The 16754-nt window shown below is 68.6% G+C and carries 16 protein-coding genes; 11 read left to right on the plus strand and 5 right to left on the minus strand.

Annotated elements, in window-relative coordinates:
- The first annotated feature begins 81 nt into the window (after positions 1-81).
- From AB5S05_RS09130 to gpmI, 6 genes are all read left to right on the plus strand, one after another.
- A complete protein-coding gene (locus tag AB5S05_RS09130) occupies positions 82-984 on the plus strand; it encodes a D-hexose-6-phosphate mutarotase (RefSeq protein WP_369287189.1) in 903 nt (300 codons plus the stop codon).
- Positions 985-1323: 339 nt separating this feature from the next.
- A complete protein-coding gene (gene pyk / locus AB5S05_RS09135; protein ID WP_369287190.1) occupies positions 1324-2772 on the plus strand; it encodes a pyruvate kinase in 1449 nt (482 codons plus the stop codon).
- Between the two features lie 14 nt (positions 2773-2786).
- The gene (locus AB5S05_RS09140) at positions 2787-2963 is read left to right on the plus strand and encodes a hypothetical protein (RefSeq protein WP_369287191.1); all 177 of its coding nucleotides are present in this window, start codon (positions 2787-2789) and stop codon (positions 2961-2963) included.
- Between the two features lies 1 nt (position 2964).
- A complete protein-coding gene (gene eno / locus AB5S05_RS09145; protein ID WP_369287226.1) occupies positions 2965-4257 on the plus strand; it encodes a phosphopyruvate hydratase in 1293 nt (430 codons plus the stop codon).
- 4 nt (positions 4258-4261) lie between these two features.
- Positions 4262-5887 carry an NADP-dependent glyceraldehyde-3-phosphate dehydrogenase gene (locus AB5S05_RS09150; RefSeq protein ID WP_369287192.1) on the plus strand — a complete coding sequence of 542 codons (1626 nt, stop codon included), beginning with the start codon at positions 4262-4264 and terminating at the stop codon, positions 5885-5887.
- Between the two features lie 10 nt (positions 5888-5897).
- On the plus strand, positions 5898-7424 hold the full coding sequence (gene gpmI / locus AB5S05_RS09155; protein ID WP_369287193.1) for a 2,3-bisphosphoglycerate-independent phosphoglycerate mutase: 1527 nt from the start codon (positions 5898-5900) through the stop codon (positions 7422-7424).
- Here the strand turns inward: gpmI and AB5S05_RS09160 are convergent.
- Complete coding sequence (locus AB5S05_RS09160) at positions 7421-8281, minus strand: MurR/RpiR family transcriptional regulator (RefSeq protein WP_369287227.1); 861 nt, start codon at positions 8279-8281, stop codon at positions 7421-7423. The genes gpmI and AB5S05_RS09160 overlap by 4 nt on opposite strands.
- 192 nt (positions 8282-8473) lie before the next feature.
- Here AB5S05_RS09160 and zwf point away from each other — a divergent pair, with 192 nt between their 5' ends.
- The 4 genes from zwf to AB5S05_RS09180 all read left to right on the plus strand — a co-directional run bounded on the left by zwf (position 8474) and on the right by AB5S05_RS09180 (position 12317).
- The gene (gene zwf / locus AB5S05_RS09165; protein WP_369287194.1) at positions 8474-9943 is read left to right on the plus strand and encodes a glucose-6-phosphate dehydrogenase; all 1470 of its coding nucleotides are present in this window, start codon (positions 8474-8476) and stop codon (positions 9941-9943) included.
- The gene (gene pgl / locus AB5S05_RS09170; protein ID WP_369287195.1) at positions 9930-10643 is read left to right on the plus strand and encodes a 6-phosphogluconolactonase; all 714 of its coding nucleotides are present in this window, start codon (positions 9930-9932) and stop codon (positions 10641-10643) included. The genes zwf and pgl overlap by 14 nt, the downstream gene beginning before the upstream one ends.
- Positions 10644-10662: 19 nt before the next feature.
- The gene (locus AB5S05_RS09175) at positions 10663-11334 is read left to right on the plus strand and encodes a bifunctional 4-hydroxy-2-oxoglutarate aldolase/2-dehydro-3-deoxy-phosphogluconate aldolase (protein ID WP_369287196.1); all 672 of its coding nucleotides are present in this window, start codon (positions 10663-10665) and stop codon (positions 11332-11334) included.
- 119 nt (positions 11335-11453) lie between these two features.
- The gene (locus AB5S05_RS09180; protein ID WP_369287197.1) at positions 11454-12317 is read left to right on the plus strand and encodes an aldo/keto reductase; all 864 of its coding nucleotides are present in this window, start codon (positions 11454-11456) and stop codon (positions 12315-12317) included.
- On the opposite strand, the gene AB5S05_RS09185 is transcribed toward AB5S05_RS09180, so the two are convergent.
- On the minus strand, positions 12304-13503 hold the full coding sequence (locus AB5S05_RS09185; RefSeq protein ID WP_369287198.1) for an MFS transporter: 1200 nt from the start codon (positions 13501-13503) through the stop codon (positions 12304-12306). The genes AB5S05_RS09180 and AB5S05_RS09185 overlap by 14 nt on opposite strands.
- Positions 13504-13726: 223 nt before the next feature.
- Between AB5S05_RS09185 and AB5S05_RS09190 the strand changes: the two genes are divergently transcribed.
- Positions 13727-13975 (plus strand): hypothetical protein, encoded by a 249-nt coding sequence (locus AB5S05_RS09190; protein ID WP_369287199.1) that lies wholly within the window; start codon positions 13727-13729, stop codon positions 13973-13975.
- Positions 13976-14001: 26 nt separating this feature from the next.
- Here AB5S05_RS09190 and AB5S05_RS09195 read toward each other — a convergent pair whose 3' ends face one another.
- From AB5S05_RS09195 to arsJ, 3 genes are all read right to left on the minus strand, one after another.
- Positions 14002-14751, minus strand: a complete 750-nt coding sequence (locus tag AB5S05_RS09195) for a TIGR01458 family HAD-type hydrolase (RefSeq protein ID WP_369287200.1) — start codon at positions 14749-14751, stop codon at positions 14002-14004.
- Between the two features lie 4 nt (positions 14752-14755).
- Positions 14756-15367: a DUF2238 domain-containing protein gene (locus AB5S05_RS09200; protein WP_369287201.1), complete on the minus strand. Its 612-nt coding sequence runs from the start codon at positions 15365-15367 to the stop codon at positions 14756-14758.
- A gap of 84 nt (positions 15368-15451) precedes the next feature.
- Positions 15452-16681 (minus strand): organoarsenical effux MFS transporter ArsJ, encoded by a 1230-nt coding sequence (gene arsJ, locus AB5S05_RS09205; protein ID WP_369287202.1) that lies wholly within the window; start codon positions 16679-16681, stop codon positions 15452-15454.
- Positions 16682-16754 lie beyond the last annotated feature (73 nt).

Raw genomic sequence — 16754 nt, forward strand, 5'->3', positions numbered from 1 at the left:
GGCGCGGACTCGGGTTCGCGCCGCGTCTGTGCGGACCCGCGCCGGCAGCCGCCGCAAAGAACAATCGCAACTGGAGTGGACATGCACACAGCAGCCGATTTCGGACCGCACGCCGCCAGAGTGCCGCCGAGGGAGGCGCCGGCGCACCCCCTGGCCGACCTGTTTCTGCCGGGCAAGGGCGAGCCGCAGCGCTGGGTGAGCCATCAGCGCCATGAGTTGCTGTTGGTCGAGCATTCACGCTTTCAGGCGGCCTTCAGCCGCCAGGGTGGCCAGCTGCTGCATTTCCAGCCGCGCGGTCAGCGGCCCTGGCTCTGGTGCGCCCGGCACTGGCCCAAGGGCGGGGCGATTCGCGGCGGGGTGCCGGTGTGCTGGCCCTGGTTCGGCCGCCATCCGGCCGAGCCGGGCTGGCCATCCCACGGCTGGGCGCGCCTGAGCGACTGGCAGCTGCTGGCCAGTGAAACAGACGAGCAGGGCATGCGCCTGACCTGGCAGCTGGAGCTGTGCGACTGGACGGTAACCCTGCGCGCCGAGCTGGGCGAGGGGATGCGGCTTCGCCTGAGCACCCGTCATCAGGACACTCAGGCCTGCCAGCTCAGTCATGCCTTGCACGCCTACTGGCAGGTCAGTGATGTGGCGCGCATCGCCCTGCTCGGCCTGGATGGCGCCGCGGGCTATGACCTGCTGGCGCGTTCGGACTGCCAGCAGCAGGGTGAGCTGCGCATCGAGGACGGCTGTCACCGCATCTTTCGCCGCGGCGGCCCATTGCTGCTGCAGGACCTGGCCTGGCAGCGGCGCCTGGCAATCGACACCAGCGGCGCCGCCAACAGCGTGGTCTGGCACCCCGGCAGCCGGCCGCTGACCGATGTCGGCTGGAACGAAACCCTCGGCTTCGTCTGTGTCGAGGCCGCCAGCTGCGGTCCCGACAGCCTGTGCCTGGCGCCGGGTGACGAGGCACTGCTGTGCCTGCAGGCCAGCCTGGACTGAGCCTGTCCCGAGAATCGCGGCCTGCTCCAAGGGTCCGTGCCTTGCGGGCGGGCGGTGCTCGCCTCTCCCATCGTCGTCGATGACGAACTCGCTGCTGCTCCGACCGCGCTGACCGCCGTTGGACGATCGCGCATTGCGCCCTGAATCGAATGTCTTCGATGAAATGTTGTTTTATTACAACATTTGCTCTTGATAGTTGTGTTTGCGTCGGCTAACAATAGCCTTGTTTTGTAATGCAACCACTTATTCGCCGGGTCTGCGCAGCCTGTGGCGCCCTTGCGGGGTGTCGCCAGCGCCGTTGCCTATCCCTGTCCAAACCATCGTTGAGGAGCCTGAACCATGCGCCGAAGAACCAAGATCGTGGCCACCCTGGGACCTGCCACCGAAAGTCCCGCGGCGATCGAGGCGTTGGTCCAGGCCGGCGTGGATGTGGTGCGCCTGAACTTCTCCCACGGCAGCGCCCAGGAGCACATCGCCCGGGCCGCGCTGGTGCGGGAAATGGCGCGCAAGCATGGGCGCTTCGTCGCGGTGCTGGCCGACCTGCAGGGGCCGAAGATACGCATCGCCCGCTTCGCCGCCGGCAAGGTGCAGCTGGAGCGGGGGCAGACCTTCGTCCTCGATGCCGGGCTGGACAAGAACGCCGGCGACGCCCGGGCGGTGGGCATCGACTACGAGGCCCTGATCAGCGACAGCCGTCCCGACGACATCCTCCTGCTGGATGACGGGCGCATCGAGCTGCGGGTGCTGGAGGTGGAGGCGAGCCGCCTGCATTGCCAGGTGCTGGTCGGTGGCCCGCTGTCCAACAACAAAGGCATCAATCGCAAGGGCGGCGGCCTGTCGGCGGCGGCCCTGACCGATAAGGATCGCGCGGACATCCGCACCGCCGCCGAGATGCAGGTCGACTACCTGGCGGTGTCCTTCCCCCGCGATGCCGGAGACATCCAGCTGGCGCGCCGCCTGTTGCGCGAGGCCGGCGGCGAGGCCGGGCTGATCGCCAAGATCGAGCGGGCCGAAACGGTCAACGACCTCGGGGTGCTCGACGCCATCATCGAAGCCTCCGACGGGGTCATGGTGGCCCGTGGCGACCTGGGCGTGGAGATCGGCGATGCCGAGCTGGTGGCGGTGCAGAAGATGATCATCGAGCGCGCGCGCACCCTCAACCGGGTGGTGATCACCGCGACCCAGATGATGGAGTCGATGATCAGCCAGTCCATGCCGACCCGCGCCGAGGTGTTCGACGTGGCCAACGCCGTGCTCGACGGCACCGACGCGGTGATGCTCTCGGCCGAGACCGCTGCCGGCGCCTATCCGGTGGAGACCGTCGAGGCCATGCGCCGGGTGATCGTCGGGGCGGAGAAGCACCCGCTGGCGCATCGCTCCAAGCACCGCATGGACGAGCAGTTTCACAAGATCGACGAGTCGATCGCCATGGCGGCAATGTACGCGGCCAACCACCTGCACGGGGTCAAGGCGATCATCTGCATGACCGAGAGTGGCGACACCCCGCGGCTGATGTCGCGCATCCGTTCGCACCTGCCGATCTATGCCTATTCCTGCAACCCGCGCACCCAGAGCCGGGTCGCCCTGTTTCGCGGGGTGCAGACCATTCCGTTCGACAGCGACAGCTACCCGATCGCCGAGGTCAACGGCCGCGCGGTCGACGAGCTGCTGCGCCGCGGGGTGGTGGCCGAGGGCGACCACGTGCTGATCTCGCGCGGCGATCACGCCAACGCCCAGGGTGGCACCAACTGCCTGCGGGTAATCCGCGTGGGCGATCGCATTTGCTAATCGAGGAGTTGTCCGTGAACCGATCCAGTACCCACAGCGACCGTACGACGGTCATCCCGGCGCTCGACGATGAGTGGCCGCGGGACTTCGATTTCCGCGAGGCCTACGCCGAGCAGCGTGAGCTGCTTCAGCCGCTGGCAAGCGCTGAAGATGTTTCGACCAACTGCAAAGGTGCCGAGTGTGATGACTGAGATGACCCTGATCCAGCAGGTGCTGGCCTGCGAAATCCTCGACTCGCGCGGCAATCCGACCGTGGAGGCCGTGGTGACCCTGGCCGGCGGCGCCGTGGGCGTGGCCAGCGTGCCGTCCGGCGCCTCCACCGGCAGCCGCGAGGCGCTGGAGCTGCGCGACGGCGGCGAGCGTTACCTGGGCAAGGGCGTGCTGCGCGCGGTGGCCAATGTGAATGGGCCGATCCGCGCCCGGGTGCAGGGCCTGGATGCGCTGGACCAGCGCGCGGTCGACGCGGCGATGATCGCCCTGGACGGCAGCGAGAGCAAAAGCGTGCTGGGCGCCAACGCTATTCTCGCGGTCTCGCTGGCCACCGCCAAGGCGGCCGCGGCGGCGCTGCAGGTGCCGCTGTACGAGCACCTGGCGGCGCTCTATGGTCAGCCGGGCCGGTTCAGCCTGCCGGTGCCGATGATGAACATCATCAATGGCGGCGAGCACGCCGACAACAACGTCGACATCCAGGAATTCATGATCCAGCCGATCGGTGCCGCCTCCTTCACCGAAGCGCTGCGCATGGGCGCCGAGGTGTTCCATGCGCTCAAGCGGGTGCTCGGCGAGCGCGGCCTGAGCACGGCGGTGGGTGACGAGGGCGGCTTCGCGCCCTCGCTGGCGTCCAACGAACAGGCGCTGGAGGTCATCGCCGAGGCAGTGCGCCGCGCCGGCTACGAACTGGGCAAGGACATCAGTCTGGCCCTGGACTGCGCTGCCTCGGAGTTCTACCGCGACGGCCGCTATGTGCTGGCCGGCGAAGGCAAGAGCTTCGACGCCGCCGGCTTCGCCGATTACCTGGCTGGCCTGTGCCAGCGCTACCCGATCGCCTCCATCGAGGACGGCATGGACGAGAGCGACTGGGACGGCTGGGCCCTGCTGACCGAGCGGCTGGGCCGGCGGGTGCAGCTGGTCGGCGACGACCTGTTCGTCACCAACAGCAAGATCCTCCGTGAAGGCATCGAGCGCGGCATCGGCAACTCGATCCTGATCAAGTTCAACCAGATCGGCAGCCTCAGCGAGACCTTCGACGCCATTCGCATGGCCCAGGATGCCGGCTACAGCGCGGTGATCTCGCACCGCTCCGGCGAGACCGAGGACGCCACCATCGCCGACCTGGCGGTGGCGACCTGCGCCGGTCAGATCAAGACCGGCTCGCTGTGCCGCTCCGATCGGGTTGGCAAGTACAACCAGTTGCTGCGCATCGAAACGGCGCTGCAGGGCTGCGCGACCTATAGCAGCGCTGCGATCTTCCCCCAGAGGAGTTAACCCCATGACCACCTCCAATCGCCTCGACAACCTGTTTCCGCGCCTGGCCGAGATCCCCGAGGCGTACCGCCCGGGCGCGCCCATCGAGCAGCGCGACTACCTGGTCGACGGCCAGCTTTGCACCTGGGACGGGTCCCTGGCGCCGGTGCGCAGCCCGGTGTTCCTCAAGACCGAGGAGGGCGAGCAGCAGGTGATCCTCGGCAGTACGCCGCTGCTCGATGCCGAGGCGGCACTGTCCGCCCTGGACGCGGCGGTGCGCGCCTACGCCAACGGCCAGGGCGCCTGGCCGAACCTGCGCGTGGCCGAGCGCATCCAGCACGTCGAGGCCTTCCTGGCGCGCATGCGCGAGCAGCGCGAGCGGGTGGTCAGGCTGCTGATGTGGGAGATCGGCAAGAACCTCAAGGATTCGCAGAAGGAGTTCGACCGCACCTGTGACTACATCGTCGACACCATCGAGGCGCTCAAGGCGCTGGATCGCCGCTCCAGCCGCTTCGAGCTGGAGCAGGACACCCTCGGCCAGATCCGCCGGGTGCCGCTGGGCGTGACCCTGTGCATGGGCCCCTACAACTACCCGCTGAACGAGACCTTCACCACCCTGATCCCGGCGCTGATCATGGGCAACACCGTGGTGTTCAAGCCGGCCAAGTTCGGCGTGTTGCTGATCCGGCCGCTGCTCGAGGCGTTCCGCGACAGCTTCCCGGCCGGGGTGATCAACGTGATCTACGGCAGCGGCCGGGAGACCGTCAGCGCGCTGATGGCCAGCGGCAAGGTCGACGTGTTCGCCTTCATCGGCACCCACAAGGGCGCCAGCGACCTGAAGAAGCTGCACCCGCGTCCGCACCGGCTGCGCGCGGCGCTGGGCCTGGATGCGAAGAACCCGGGCATTGTCCTGCCCCAGGTCGACTTGGACAATGCGGTCAACGAAGCGGTCACCGGCGCGCTGTCGTTCAATGGCCAGCGCTGCACGGCGCTGAAGATCCTGTTCGTCCACGAGGATGTGGTCGACAGCTTCCTCGACAAGTTCGCCGCCAGGGTCGCCGCGCTCAAGCCGGGCATGCCTTGGGAGGAGGGCGTGGCCCTGACCCCCCTGCCCGAGCCGGGCAAGAGCGAGTTCCTCGGTGGCCTGCTGGCCGATGCCGTGGCCAAGGGCGCGCGGGTGGTGAATGCCGGTGGCGGCCAGGCCCGGGAGTCGTTCTTCTACCCCGCGGTGCTCTACCCGGTGAGTCCGGCCATGCGCATCTACCAGGAGGAGCAGTTCGGCCCGCTGGTGCCGGTGGTGCCTTACCGCGACCTGCAGACGGTGATCGACTACGTGCTCGACTCCGACTTCGGCCAGCAGTTGAGCATCTTCGGCAACGACTCGGCCCAGGTCGGCCGGCTGGTCGATGCCTTTGCCAACCAGGTGGGCCGGATCAACATCAACGCCCAGTGCCAGCGCGGCCCGGACAGCTTTCCGTTCAACGGCCGCAAGAACTCCGCCGAGGGCACCCTCTCGGTGCATGACGCGCTGCGGGTGTTCTCCATTCGCACCCTGGTGGCGACCAAGTTCCAGGACAGCAACAAGGCGCTGGTCAGCGAGATCATCCGCAACCGCGAATCGAGCTTCCTGACCACCGACTACATCTTCTGAGCGTGCGGCCATGACCACCCGAACCCTGATCATTCTCGACGGCATCGGCCTGCGCGAGGAGGCCGAGGCCAATGCCCTGGCCGCGGCGCGCACGCCGACCCTGGACGGCCTGCTGCAGTGCTTCCCGCATAGCCGCATCGCCACCTCGGGGCTGGCCGTCGGCCTGCCCGAGGGGCAGATGGGCAACTCCGAAGTGGGTCACATGAACCTCGGCGCCGGCCGCGTCGTCTACCAGAGCCTGACCCGCATCGACCAGGCCATCGCCAGTGGCGAATTCGCCGCCAACCCGGCGCTCACCGAGCTGCTCGACGGCGCCCGCCGGCGCGGCGGCGCGGTGCACCTGCTCGGCCTGCTGTCGCCGGGCGGGGTGCACAGCCACAGCGAGCAGATCATCGCCGCCTGCCGGGTGCTGGCCGCGCGCGGCATCGAGCGCTTCTGCGTGCATGCCTTCCTCGACGGTCGCGACACCCCGCCGCAGAGCGCCGGGCCCTTCATCGCGCAGCTGCAGGCCGAGCTCGATGGGCTGGGTCGTGGGCGCATCGCCTCGCTGATCGGTCGCTACTACGCCATGGACCGCGACAACCGCTGGCAGCGGATCGAGGCGGCCTATCGGCTGATCGTCGAGGGGCGCGCCGAGTTCCAGGCGGCCAGCGCCGAGGAGGCGTTGAGCGCGGCCTACGGGCGCGGCGAATCGGACGAATTCGTCCGCGCCAGCGGCATCGGCGAACCGGTGCGGGTGGCGGAGGAGGACGCGCTGATCTTCATGAACTTCCGTCCGGATCGCGCGCGCCAGCTGTGCCAGGCCCTGGTCGATCCGGAGTTCGACGGTTTCGCCCGGGCGCGGCCGCTGGCCAGGCAGCGCCTGCTGACCCTGACCCGCTACTCGGATCGACTGGAGAGCCCTTGCGCCTTCCCGCCGCAAGCCATCGCCAACAGCCTGGGCGAGTACCTGGCGGGGTTGGGCAGGACTCAGTTGCGCATCGCCGAGACTGAGAAGTACGCCCATGTGACCTTCTTCTTCAATGGCGGGCGCGAGCAGCCGTTCGCCGGCGAGCAGCGCCTGCTGATTCCCTCGCCGGCGGTCGCCTCCTACGACCTGCAGCCGCAGATGAGTGCGCCGCAGCTGACCGAAGGGCTGCTGGAGGCGATCCACAGTCAGGTCTTCGACCTGATCGTGTGCAACTACGCCAACGGCGACATGGTCGGCCATACCGGCAGTTTCGCCGCGGCGGTGCAGGCGGTCGAGGCCCTGGATGCCTGTCTGGCCGAGGTGGTCGAGGCGACCCTGGCGGCGGGTGGCGAGTGCCTGATCACGGCCGATCACGGCAATGTCGAGCAGATGCGCGATGCCGAGTCGGGCCAGGCGCACACCGCCCATACCCTCAATCCGGTGCCGCTGATCCTGGTCAGCGGCCGCGCCGGACAGTTCGCCCTGGAGGACGGTCGGCTGTGCGACATCGCCCCGACCCTGCTGCAGTTGATGGGGCTGCCGCAGCCGGCGCAGATGGATGGCCGGTCGCTGCTGGTGACGGGTTAGCTCGGCTCCTCGTCGGCCGGGTAGCGGCTGGCCGTGAGGCTTTCCTTGATCTTGCGCAGGTGTGGCTGGAAGTCCACGCCGCGGCGCAGGGTCACCCCGGTGGCGAGCACGTCGAGCACGGTGAGCTGGATGATCCGCGAGGTCATCGGCATGTAGATGTCGGTGTCTTCCGGCAGCGGGATGTCCAGGCTCAGGGTGCTGGCCTTGGCCAGTGGCGAGCCGGCGGCGGTCAGGCCGAGTACCGAGGCGCCGTTCTCCCGGGCCAGGCGCGCGACCTCGACCAGTTCGCGGGTGCGCCCGGTGTAGGAGATGATCACGAACAGGTCGCCGGTGTGCGCCACCGAGGCCAGCATGCGCTGCATCAGCACGTCGGCGTGGGCCGATACGGCGAGGTTGAAGCGGAAGAACTTGTGCTGGGCGTCCAGTGCCACCGGCGCCGAGGCGCCGAGGCCGAAGAAGTGGATCTGCCGCGCCTGGATCAGCAGGTCGACGGCGCGGCTGATCAGGTTCGGGTCGAGCGTCTGGCAGGCACTGTCCAGCGAGGCGATGGCGCTGCCGAAGATCTTGCGGGTATAGGCTTCGGGGCCGTCGTCGGCCGACACCGCCTGGCTGACGTAGGCGGCGCCACTGGCCAGGCTCTGCGCCAGCTGCATCTTCAGCTCCGGGTAGCCGTTGACGCCGAACGAGCGGCAGAAGCGGTTGACCGTGGGTTCGCTGACCTGAGCAGCCTGGGCCAGGGCGGCAATGCTGAAGCGGGTGGCTTGCTGGGGGTTGTGCAGGATCACCTCGGCGACTTTGCGCTCGGCCTTGTTCAGGCTGTCCAGGCGGCCCTGGATCTGTTCCAGAAGGTTGCGCACGCGATCCATAAGTTGTCCTCGGGCTGTCGGTGAAAATGCCGGCTTATCCTACTGGGCTGCCGGGGCTGTCACCACCAGAAGCTGTTTTTTGGCATAATGTTGTTTTTATTACAACATGCGGCCTTGATTTATCCCCTTGTACAGGGTATTTCTAGCCTTACTTTATAGAAGATTGATAAAAGAACAAACATCATGCCTTCGATAACCGTTGACTCCTGTACCTTTGCCTTGTTTGGTGCGCTCGGCGATCTGGCCCTGCGCAAGCTGTTCCCAGCGCTCTATCAGCTCGACCGCGCCGGCCTGCTGCATGCCGACACCCAGATCCTGGCGTTGGCCCGGGAGACCGGCGATGCCGAGCAGCACCTGGCCTCGATCGACCGTCATCTGCGTCGTTACGTGCCGGCCGGCGAGATCGACGAGGCGGTGCTGGCGCGTTTCCAGGCGCGCCTGAGCTACCTGACCATGGATTTTCTCCAGGCCGACGACTACGCGGCCCTGGCCGAGCGGGTCGGTGCCCGCGAGCGGCTGATCGCCTACTTCGCCACACCGGCCTCGGTCTATGGCGGTATCTGCGCCAACCTGGCCGGGGTCGGCCTGGCCGAGCGCACCCGGGTGGTTCTGGAGAAGCCGATCGGCCATGACCTGGCATCCTCGCGGGCGGTCAACGACGCAGTGGCCGAAGTGTTCCCGGAGTCGAGCGTCTACCGCATCGACCACTACCTGGGCAAGGAGACGGTGCAGAACCTGATCGCCCTGCGTTTCGCCAACAGCCTGTTCGAGACCCAGTGGAACCAGAACCACATCTCCCATGTGGAGATCACCGTGGCCGAGAAGGTCGGCATCGAGGGCCGCTGGGGTTACTTCGACCAGGCCGGCCAGCTGCGCGACATGATCCAGAACCACCTGCTGCAGCTGCTCTGCCTGATCGCCATGGACCCGCCCAGCGACCTGTCGGCCGACAGCATCCGCGACGAGAAGGTCAAGGTGCTCAAGGCCCTGGAGCCGATCCGCCCCGAGCAGCTCGGCCAGCAGGTGGTACGCGGCCAGTACGTGGCCGGCAGCAGCGATGGCAAGGCGGTGCCCGGTTACCTGGAAGAAGAGAACTCCAACACCCAGAGCGACACCGAAACCTTCGTCGCCCTGCGCGTGGACATCCGCAACTGGCGCTGGGCCGGCGTGCCGTTCTACCTGCGCACCGGCAAGCGCATGCCGCAGAAGCTGTCGCAGATCGTCATCCACTTCAAGGCACCGCCGCACTACATCTTCGCCCCCGAGCAGCGCCAGCTGATCGGCAACAAGCTGATCATCCGCCTGCAGCCGGACGAGGGCATCGCCCTGCAGGTGATGACCAAGGACCAGGGCCTGGACAAGGGCATGCAACTGCGCAGCGGCCCGCTGCAGCTGAGTTTCTCCGACACCTACCGCAGTGCACGGATCCCCGATGCCTACGAGCGGCTGCTGCTGGAGGTGATGCACGGCAACCAGAACCTGTTCGTGCGCAAGGACGAGATCGAGGCGGCCTGGCAGTGGTGCGACCAGCTGATCGCCGGCTGGAAGAAACTCGGCGACTCGCCCAAGCCCTATCCGGCCGGGACCTGGGGGCCTATGGGCTCGGTGGCGCTGATCACCCGCGACGGGAGGAGCTGGTATGGCGATCTCTGAACTCGAACTGCCGCTCGGCGTGCTGGCGCACAGCCTGAGCAATCCGGCGCGCCTGGCCGAGACCCTGGCGAGCGCGGTAGCCGAGGCCTTGCGCAGTGCCATCGACAGCCAGGGCAGGGCAACCCTGGTGGTCTCCGGCGGACGCAGCCCGATCGCCTTCTTCGAATGCCTGGCCCGGCAGCCGCTGGCCTGGTCGCAGGTGCTGGTCAGCCTGGCCGATGAGCGCTGGGTGCCGGTCAACCATGCCACCAGCAACGAAGGCCTGGTGCGCCGCCACCTGCTGCAGGGGCCGGCCGCCGAGGCGCGTTTTATCGGCCTCTACCAGGTCGCCAGCAGCGTCGAGCAGGCGGCGGCCAAGGCCGACCAGGCTCTGGCCGAGCTGCCGCCGATCGATGTGCTGGTGCTGGGCATGGGCGACGACGGTCATACCGCCTCGCTGTTCCCCGACAGCCCCAACCTGGCCGAGGCGCTGAGCGCCGACTGCCCGCAGCGCTGCCTGCCGCTGCTGGCGCCGAGCGAGCCGCGCCAGCGCCTGAGCCTGACCCTACCGCTGCTGGCCGCGGCGCGCCTGCCGCTGCTGGTGATCCAGGGCCAGGCCAAGCTGGCGACCCTGGCCACCGCCCTGGCCGATGACGATGTGCCGAGCATGCCGATTCGCGCCTTCCTGCATTCCCCCCTTGAGATCTACTGGTGCCCCTAGGGCTGAAGGACCCGTCGACATGACAACCACCGAAAACAGCGCGCAACAGCGCATGGCGGCGAAAATCGCCCAGATCGACAGCCTCTGCGCCCGTGCGCGGATCATGCCGGTGATCACCATCGCCCGCGAAGAAGACATCTTGCCGCTGGCCGACGCCCTGGCCGCCGGCGGCCTCAGCGTGCTGGAAATCACCCTGCGCTCGGCCCACGGCCTGACCGCAATTCGCCGCCTGCGCGAGGAGCGCCCCGAGCTGTGCGTCGGCGCCGGTACCGTGCTCGACCGGCAGATGCTGGCGGCGGCGGAGGAGGCCGGTGCCCAGTTCATCGTCACCCCGGGCTCCACCGCCGAGCTGCTCCAGGCCGGCCTGGAGAGCGACGTGCCGATGCTGCCGGGAACCAGCAGCGCCTCGGACATCATGCTCGGCTATGCCCTCGGCTACCGCCGCTTCAAGTTGTTCCCGGCGGAAGTCTGCGGCGGCACCGCCGCGCTCAAGGCCCTCGGCGGCCCGTTCGGCGGCGTGCGGTTCTGCCCGACCGGCGGCATCAACCCGGGTAACCTGCAGCGCTACATGGCCCTGGCCAACGTGATGTGCGTCGGCGGCACCTGGATGTTCGACAGCGAGTGGGTGAAGAACGGCGACTGGGCGCGGATCCAGCAGGCCAGCGTCGAAGCCCTGCAACTGCTCGACTGAGTCACCGGCGCAGGGAGCGCGGGGCCGCCCCAGGCGTGCGCTCCCTGTCCGTCGCGATTCCGGTCTCCCTGCCATCCCGGCCGCCGATCGAGCGGCCTTTTCATTGGAATTCCCCCATCATGAATCTGCCTCCGATCGAGCAGCCCTTGCTGCTCGGCATGATGCGCCTGCCCGATTATCCCGAACTGGCTGCCCCGCAAGCCCTGCTGGGCTTCATCGAGCGCTGCGTGGAGCAGGGCCTGGATGCCTTCGATCACGCCAATATCTACGGCCTGGGCCAATGCGAGGCGCACTTCGGCGCCGCCCTGCGCCTGCGGCCGGCGCTGCGCCAGCGGCTGCAGCTGATCAGCAAGGCCGACATCGTGCCGGCGACGCAGGATCGCTCACGCTGGCGGGTCAAGCATTACAACAGTGGCGCGGCTTACCTGACCCAGGCGGTCGAGGCCTCGCTGGCGCGTCTGGGCGTCGAGCGCCTGGATGGCTTCCTGCTGCACCGCCCCGATCCGCTGCTAGCGGCCGACGAGGTGGTGCGTGCCCTGCAGGCGCTGGTCGAGGTCGGCAAGATCGGCTGGCTCGGCCTGTCCAATGCCGAGCCGCTGCATTGGCAGAGCCTGGGCCGGGACTTGCCGCTGCGCTGCAACCAGATCGAGCTGTCGCTGCTGGCCCAGCAGCCGGCCTGGGATGGTCGCCTGCAGGCGTTGCAGGCCGACGGCCTGCAGGTGCTGGCGTGGTCGCCGCTGGCCGGCGGTGCCTTCGGGCCCGCCTTGCAGCAGGCGCTGGCCGAGGTGGCCGAGGCGCTGCAGGCCACGCCCAACCAGGTGGCCCTGGCCTGGCTGCGGCGTTTGCCCGGCGCGCCGGTGCCGATCCTCGGCAGCCTGCGCTGGTCGCGTATCGAAGAGGCGCTGCAGGGGGCCGAGCTGCAGCTGGACGCGCCGACCTGGTTCTACCTGGCCGAAGCGGCGCGGGGCTTCAAGGCGCCCTGAGGCGTCGCCGGCGCAGTCCGAGCAGCAGCAGCGCCGCCGCGGCCAGCCCGGCACCGGCCTGGAAGGTCATGGCGGCGCCGTAGCTCTGCCACAGCCAGCCGGCGCCGACACTGGCCAGCAGCAGGGCGATGCCGCTGAGCAGGTTGAACAGGCCGAAGGCGCTGCCCTTGAGTTCGGCCGGGGTGGTGTCCGCCACCATGGCGGCGAGAATGCCCTGGCTGAAGCCCATGTGCAGCCCCCACAGGGCACTGCCGAGCAGGACCAGGGCGGCCGAGTCGGCCCAGGCCAGGACCAGGTCGGCGGCGATCAGCAGGAGCAGTCCGGCGGCCAGCAGGGTGCTGCGCTCGAGGCGATCCGACCACTTTCCGGCCGGGTAGGCGCAGAGCATGTAGGCGGCGGCCATCGCCACCATCACCAGCGGCACCCAGCTGATGGCGAAGCCCTGCTGCTGCGCGCGCAGCAGCAGGAAGGCCTCGCTGAAGCGGGCCAGGGTGAAGACCGCACCTATGCCGACCACCCACCAGTAGGCCGGGGAGAACTGGCCCAGCCACCTCAGCTTGATCGGCGAGCGCAGGGGCTTGGCCGGCTTCTCCCGGAGCGGCTCGCTGACCCCGATCCATAGCAGGGCGACCGCGGCCAGGGCGGGCAGCACCGCGAACCACAGCACCAGGGTGATATTGGCGGCGAAGGCGAGCATCAGGCCGATCGCCAGGATCGGCCCGAAGAAGGCGCCGACGGTGTCCATCGACTGGCGCAGGCCGAAGCAGGCGCCGCGAATGGCCGCGGGCGCGACGTCGGCAATCAGGGCATCGCGCGGGGCGCCGCGGATGCCCTTGCCGACCCGGTCGAGTAGGCGTGCGCCGAGCACCAGGTCGGTCGAGCCGGCCAGGGGAAACAGTGGCTTGCTCAGCGCCGCCAGGCCGTAGCCGAGCAGCAGCAGACCCTTGCGCCGGCCGATGAAGTCGCTGAATGCGCCGGAAAACACCTTGACCAGCAGGGCGGTGGCCTCGGCCAGCCCCTCGATCAGGCCAACGGTGAGCATGCTGGCGCCCAGGCTGCCGACCAGCAGCAGCGGCAGCAGGCTGTGCACCAGCTCCGAGGACAGGTCCATGCACAGGCTGACCAGGCCCAGCGCCCAGACGGTGCGCGGAATGCGTGGCGGCGATCCGGCGGCGGGGCCTGGCATGGCGATCTGTCCTGTGCAGGGTGGGCCGGTGCAGGGTCGCTCGTCGGCGCCCGGCGGGCAAGCGGCGCATTGCACCGCGCGCGGCGATGGCACCCGATGACTTGCACTGTCCGCTCCAGCCAACTCGTACTAGCCTTTGGGTCAGGCTTCGCCTCTTTCGCACGGCGCCGTGCGAAAGAGGCGAGCCGGATGCCAGTCAGGCAGGATGCAGCGGAGTACGCCAATGGCCAATCAAAACCAAGAAGAAACCGATCTTTCCCTGGATGACCTGGCCCTCGAGCCGATCGAGGACCCCTCCGACGAGGCGCAGCGCAAGGGCCGGGCCAAGTTCCAGATCGATACCCGTAGCGGCGTCGAGCGGCGCAAGGCCGAGCAGGACCGGCGCGGCGCGATTCGCTTCCAGGACGATCGGCGCAGCGGCAAGGACCGCCGTGCCGGTGCCAGTGGCTGGGTCCCGGGCGTGGATATCTGAGGCGCCGGGCGCCGCCCGCCGATCTCTCAGCAGAAGCGCCGCACCGCGTCGGCCAGGTCGTCTGCCAGCAGCGCGTCCGGCGCCTTGCTCTGGTCGCCGTCGCGGTATTTGCCGGTCTTGACCAGGCACGCCTGCAAGCCGGCCTGCAGCGCGCCCAGCACATCGCTCTCGACATCGTCGCCGATCATCAGGGCATCGCCTGCGGCCACCCCGAGTTCCGCCAGGGCGCCGCGGAAAAACTCGCCTGAGGGTTTGCCGAGGATCAGCGCCTTGACGTCGGCGGCATATTCCAGGGCGCGGACGAAGGGTCCGGCATCCAGGCGCAGGGCGCCGCGGCTGCGGAAATAGCGGTTATCGCCCATGGCCAGCAGCGGCGCGCCGTCCAGCAGCAGGTGGAAGGCGCGCTCCAGGTGGGCGTAGTCGAAGCGCTCCTCGGCGTCGCCGAGCACCACCGCGTTCGGTTCGGGCTCCTCGAGCAGGTCGGCGTACTCGGCTTCCAGGTTGCGGTGGATCAGGCAGTAGGGGCGTAGGCCCTTGGCTTCGACATAGTGGCGCACCGCCCGTGGCGCGCTGTAGATCTGCTCGGGCTGCAGGGCATAGCCCATGGCGCTCAATTGCCGATGGATCTCGGCGGCGGTCAGGCGCGAGGTGTTGGTCACCAGGCGCAGGGGGTAGCCCTTGGCCTGCAGCGCCTTGACCGCGGCGACCGAGCCGGCGATGGGTTGGGCGTCCTGGTAGAGCACGCCGCTGATATCGAGCAACACGGCTTCTGGCATGGTTCTAGTCTCCATGGGTGAGGCGGCTCAGCCTGAGCAGGGCCAGCAGGCTCAGGGCGCCGAGCATGGCCAGGCCCTCGTCCTTCTGTGCGTCCCACTCGTCGCCCTGGGTGCCGAGAAAGGCGCTGCCCAGTTCCGGATTGACGATCAGCGCGGCGAGCATCTCCACCTGCTCGTAGAAGGCGCTCATGGCCATCACCAGGGTCAGGCTGAGCAGATCCAGCCAGCCGTTTTTCAGGCCGGCGCGGCGGTGCAGCAGTTCACGCAGCGGATAGGTCAGCAGCAGGCCGAAGCCGAAGTGCACCAGGCGGTCGTAGTGGTTGCGCGCCAGGCCCAGGCTATCGGCCAGCCAGTCGCCGAAGGGGGTCTCGGCGTAGGTGTAGTGCGAGCCGTACAGGTGCAGGGCGATGAACAGGCAGAACAGCCAGTAGGAGGCCAGGGAAAAGGCGAACAGCCGGTAGGTCGCCAGCAGCAGGCCGCAGAAGAAGAACACCAGCAGGTTCTCCAGCAGCCAGTCCTGGCGGCTCAGCGGGGCTATCGCGGCCCACAGCCAGGTCAGCAGAAGGATCAGCGCGATCAGGCTCAGATGGGTCTTGCGCCTGGCGGTCTGGCTCATCGGTACGCTCGGCTCGCTGGCTTTCCGGTACTACTAGCCTAGGCGCGCTCCGGCGTTTGTGCAGGCCGTGCCGAGCGCCGCCGCTCAGCGCGCCGCGGCGGGCTCGGCATGTCGCGGCAGGCCCAGGGAAATCAGGGCGGCGAGCAGGACGAACGCCGAGGAGATCCACAGGCAGGCGCTCAGCCCATGGGCCTGGTAGACCCAGCCGGAGAGCAGGGTGCCGAGCAGGCGGCCGAGGGCGTTGGACATGTAGTAGAAACCCACGTCCAGCGACACGCCGTCTTCCTGGGCGTAGCTGACGATCAGGTAGCTGTGCAGCGAGGAGTTGACCGCGAACAAGGCGCCGAACAGCAACAGGCCGCCGAGCAGCACCCAGTGCGGCGCCAGGCCCGCACCCAGGCCGAGGGCGATGGCCGCCGGCAGACCGGCCAGCAGCGCGGCCCAGACGCAGGCGGCGCGGCCGTCGGGGAGCAGGCCGCGGCGTCGCCCGGTGATCGCCGGGGCGCCGGACTGGACCAGGCCGTAGCCGATGATCCAGGCGGCGAGAAAGCCGCCGACCTGCCAGAAGTCCCAGCCGAACACCGTGCTCAGGTACACCGGCAGCGCCACCACGAACCAGACGTCGCGGGCGCCGAACAGGAACAGGCGGGCGGCCGACAGGCTGTTCACCGCTCGGCTCTTGGACAGGATGTTGCGAAACCTGGGCTTGGCCTTGGCGCGGCCCAGGTCCTGGCGCAGCAGCAACAGGCTGGCCAGCCAGATGACGGCGAGCACGGTGGCCATGGCCAGCACCGCGCCGGCGAAGCCGAGCAGGGCGAGCAGGGCGCCGCCGAGGAAGAAACCGATGCCCTTGAGCGCATTCTTCGAGCCGGTCAGCAGCGCCACCCAGCGGTACAGTCGGGCCTGCTCGGCGCCCGGCACCAGCAGCTTGATCGCGCTCTTGGCGCTCATCTTGTTGAGGTCCTTGGCGATCCCCGAGAGCGCCTGGGCGGCCATCACCCAGGGGATGCTCAGCCAGGGCGCCGGCAGCGTCAGCATCAGCAACGCCACCACCTGCAGGGCCAGGCCCAGGTTCATGGTGCGGTTCAGGCCCAGGCGCGCGCCCAGGTAGCCGCCCAGCAGGTTGGTCACCACGCCGAACAGCTCGTAGAACAAAAACAGCGCGGCGATCTGTAGCGGCGAGTAGCCCAGGCCGTGAAAGTGCAGCACCACCAGCATGCGCAGGGCGCCGTCGGTGAGGGTGAAGGCCCAGTAGTTGCCGGTCACCAGCAGGTACTGGCGGATTTCCGGGGCCAGGCGGGTCAGGGCATGCATCGATCGAATCCTGCTGTATCGAGGGTGAAGGCTAGGGGCTTCGGCCGCGACCGCAAGGCGCGCTGGCGTGGCT

This window comes from Pseudomonas zhanjiangensis, assembly GCF_041027545.1.
Lineage (GTDB): Bacteria > Pseudomonadota > Gammaproteobacteria > Pseudomonadales > Pseudomonadaceae > Aquipseudomonas > Aquipseudomonas zhanjiangensis.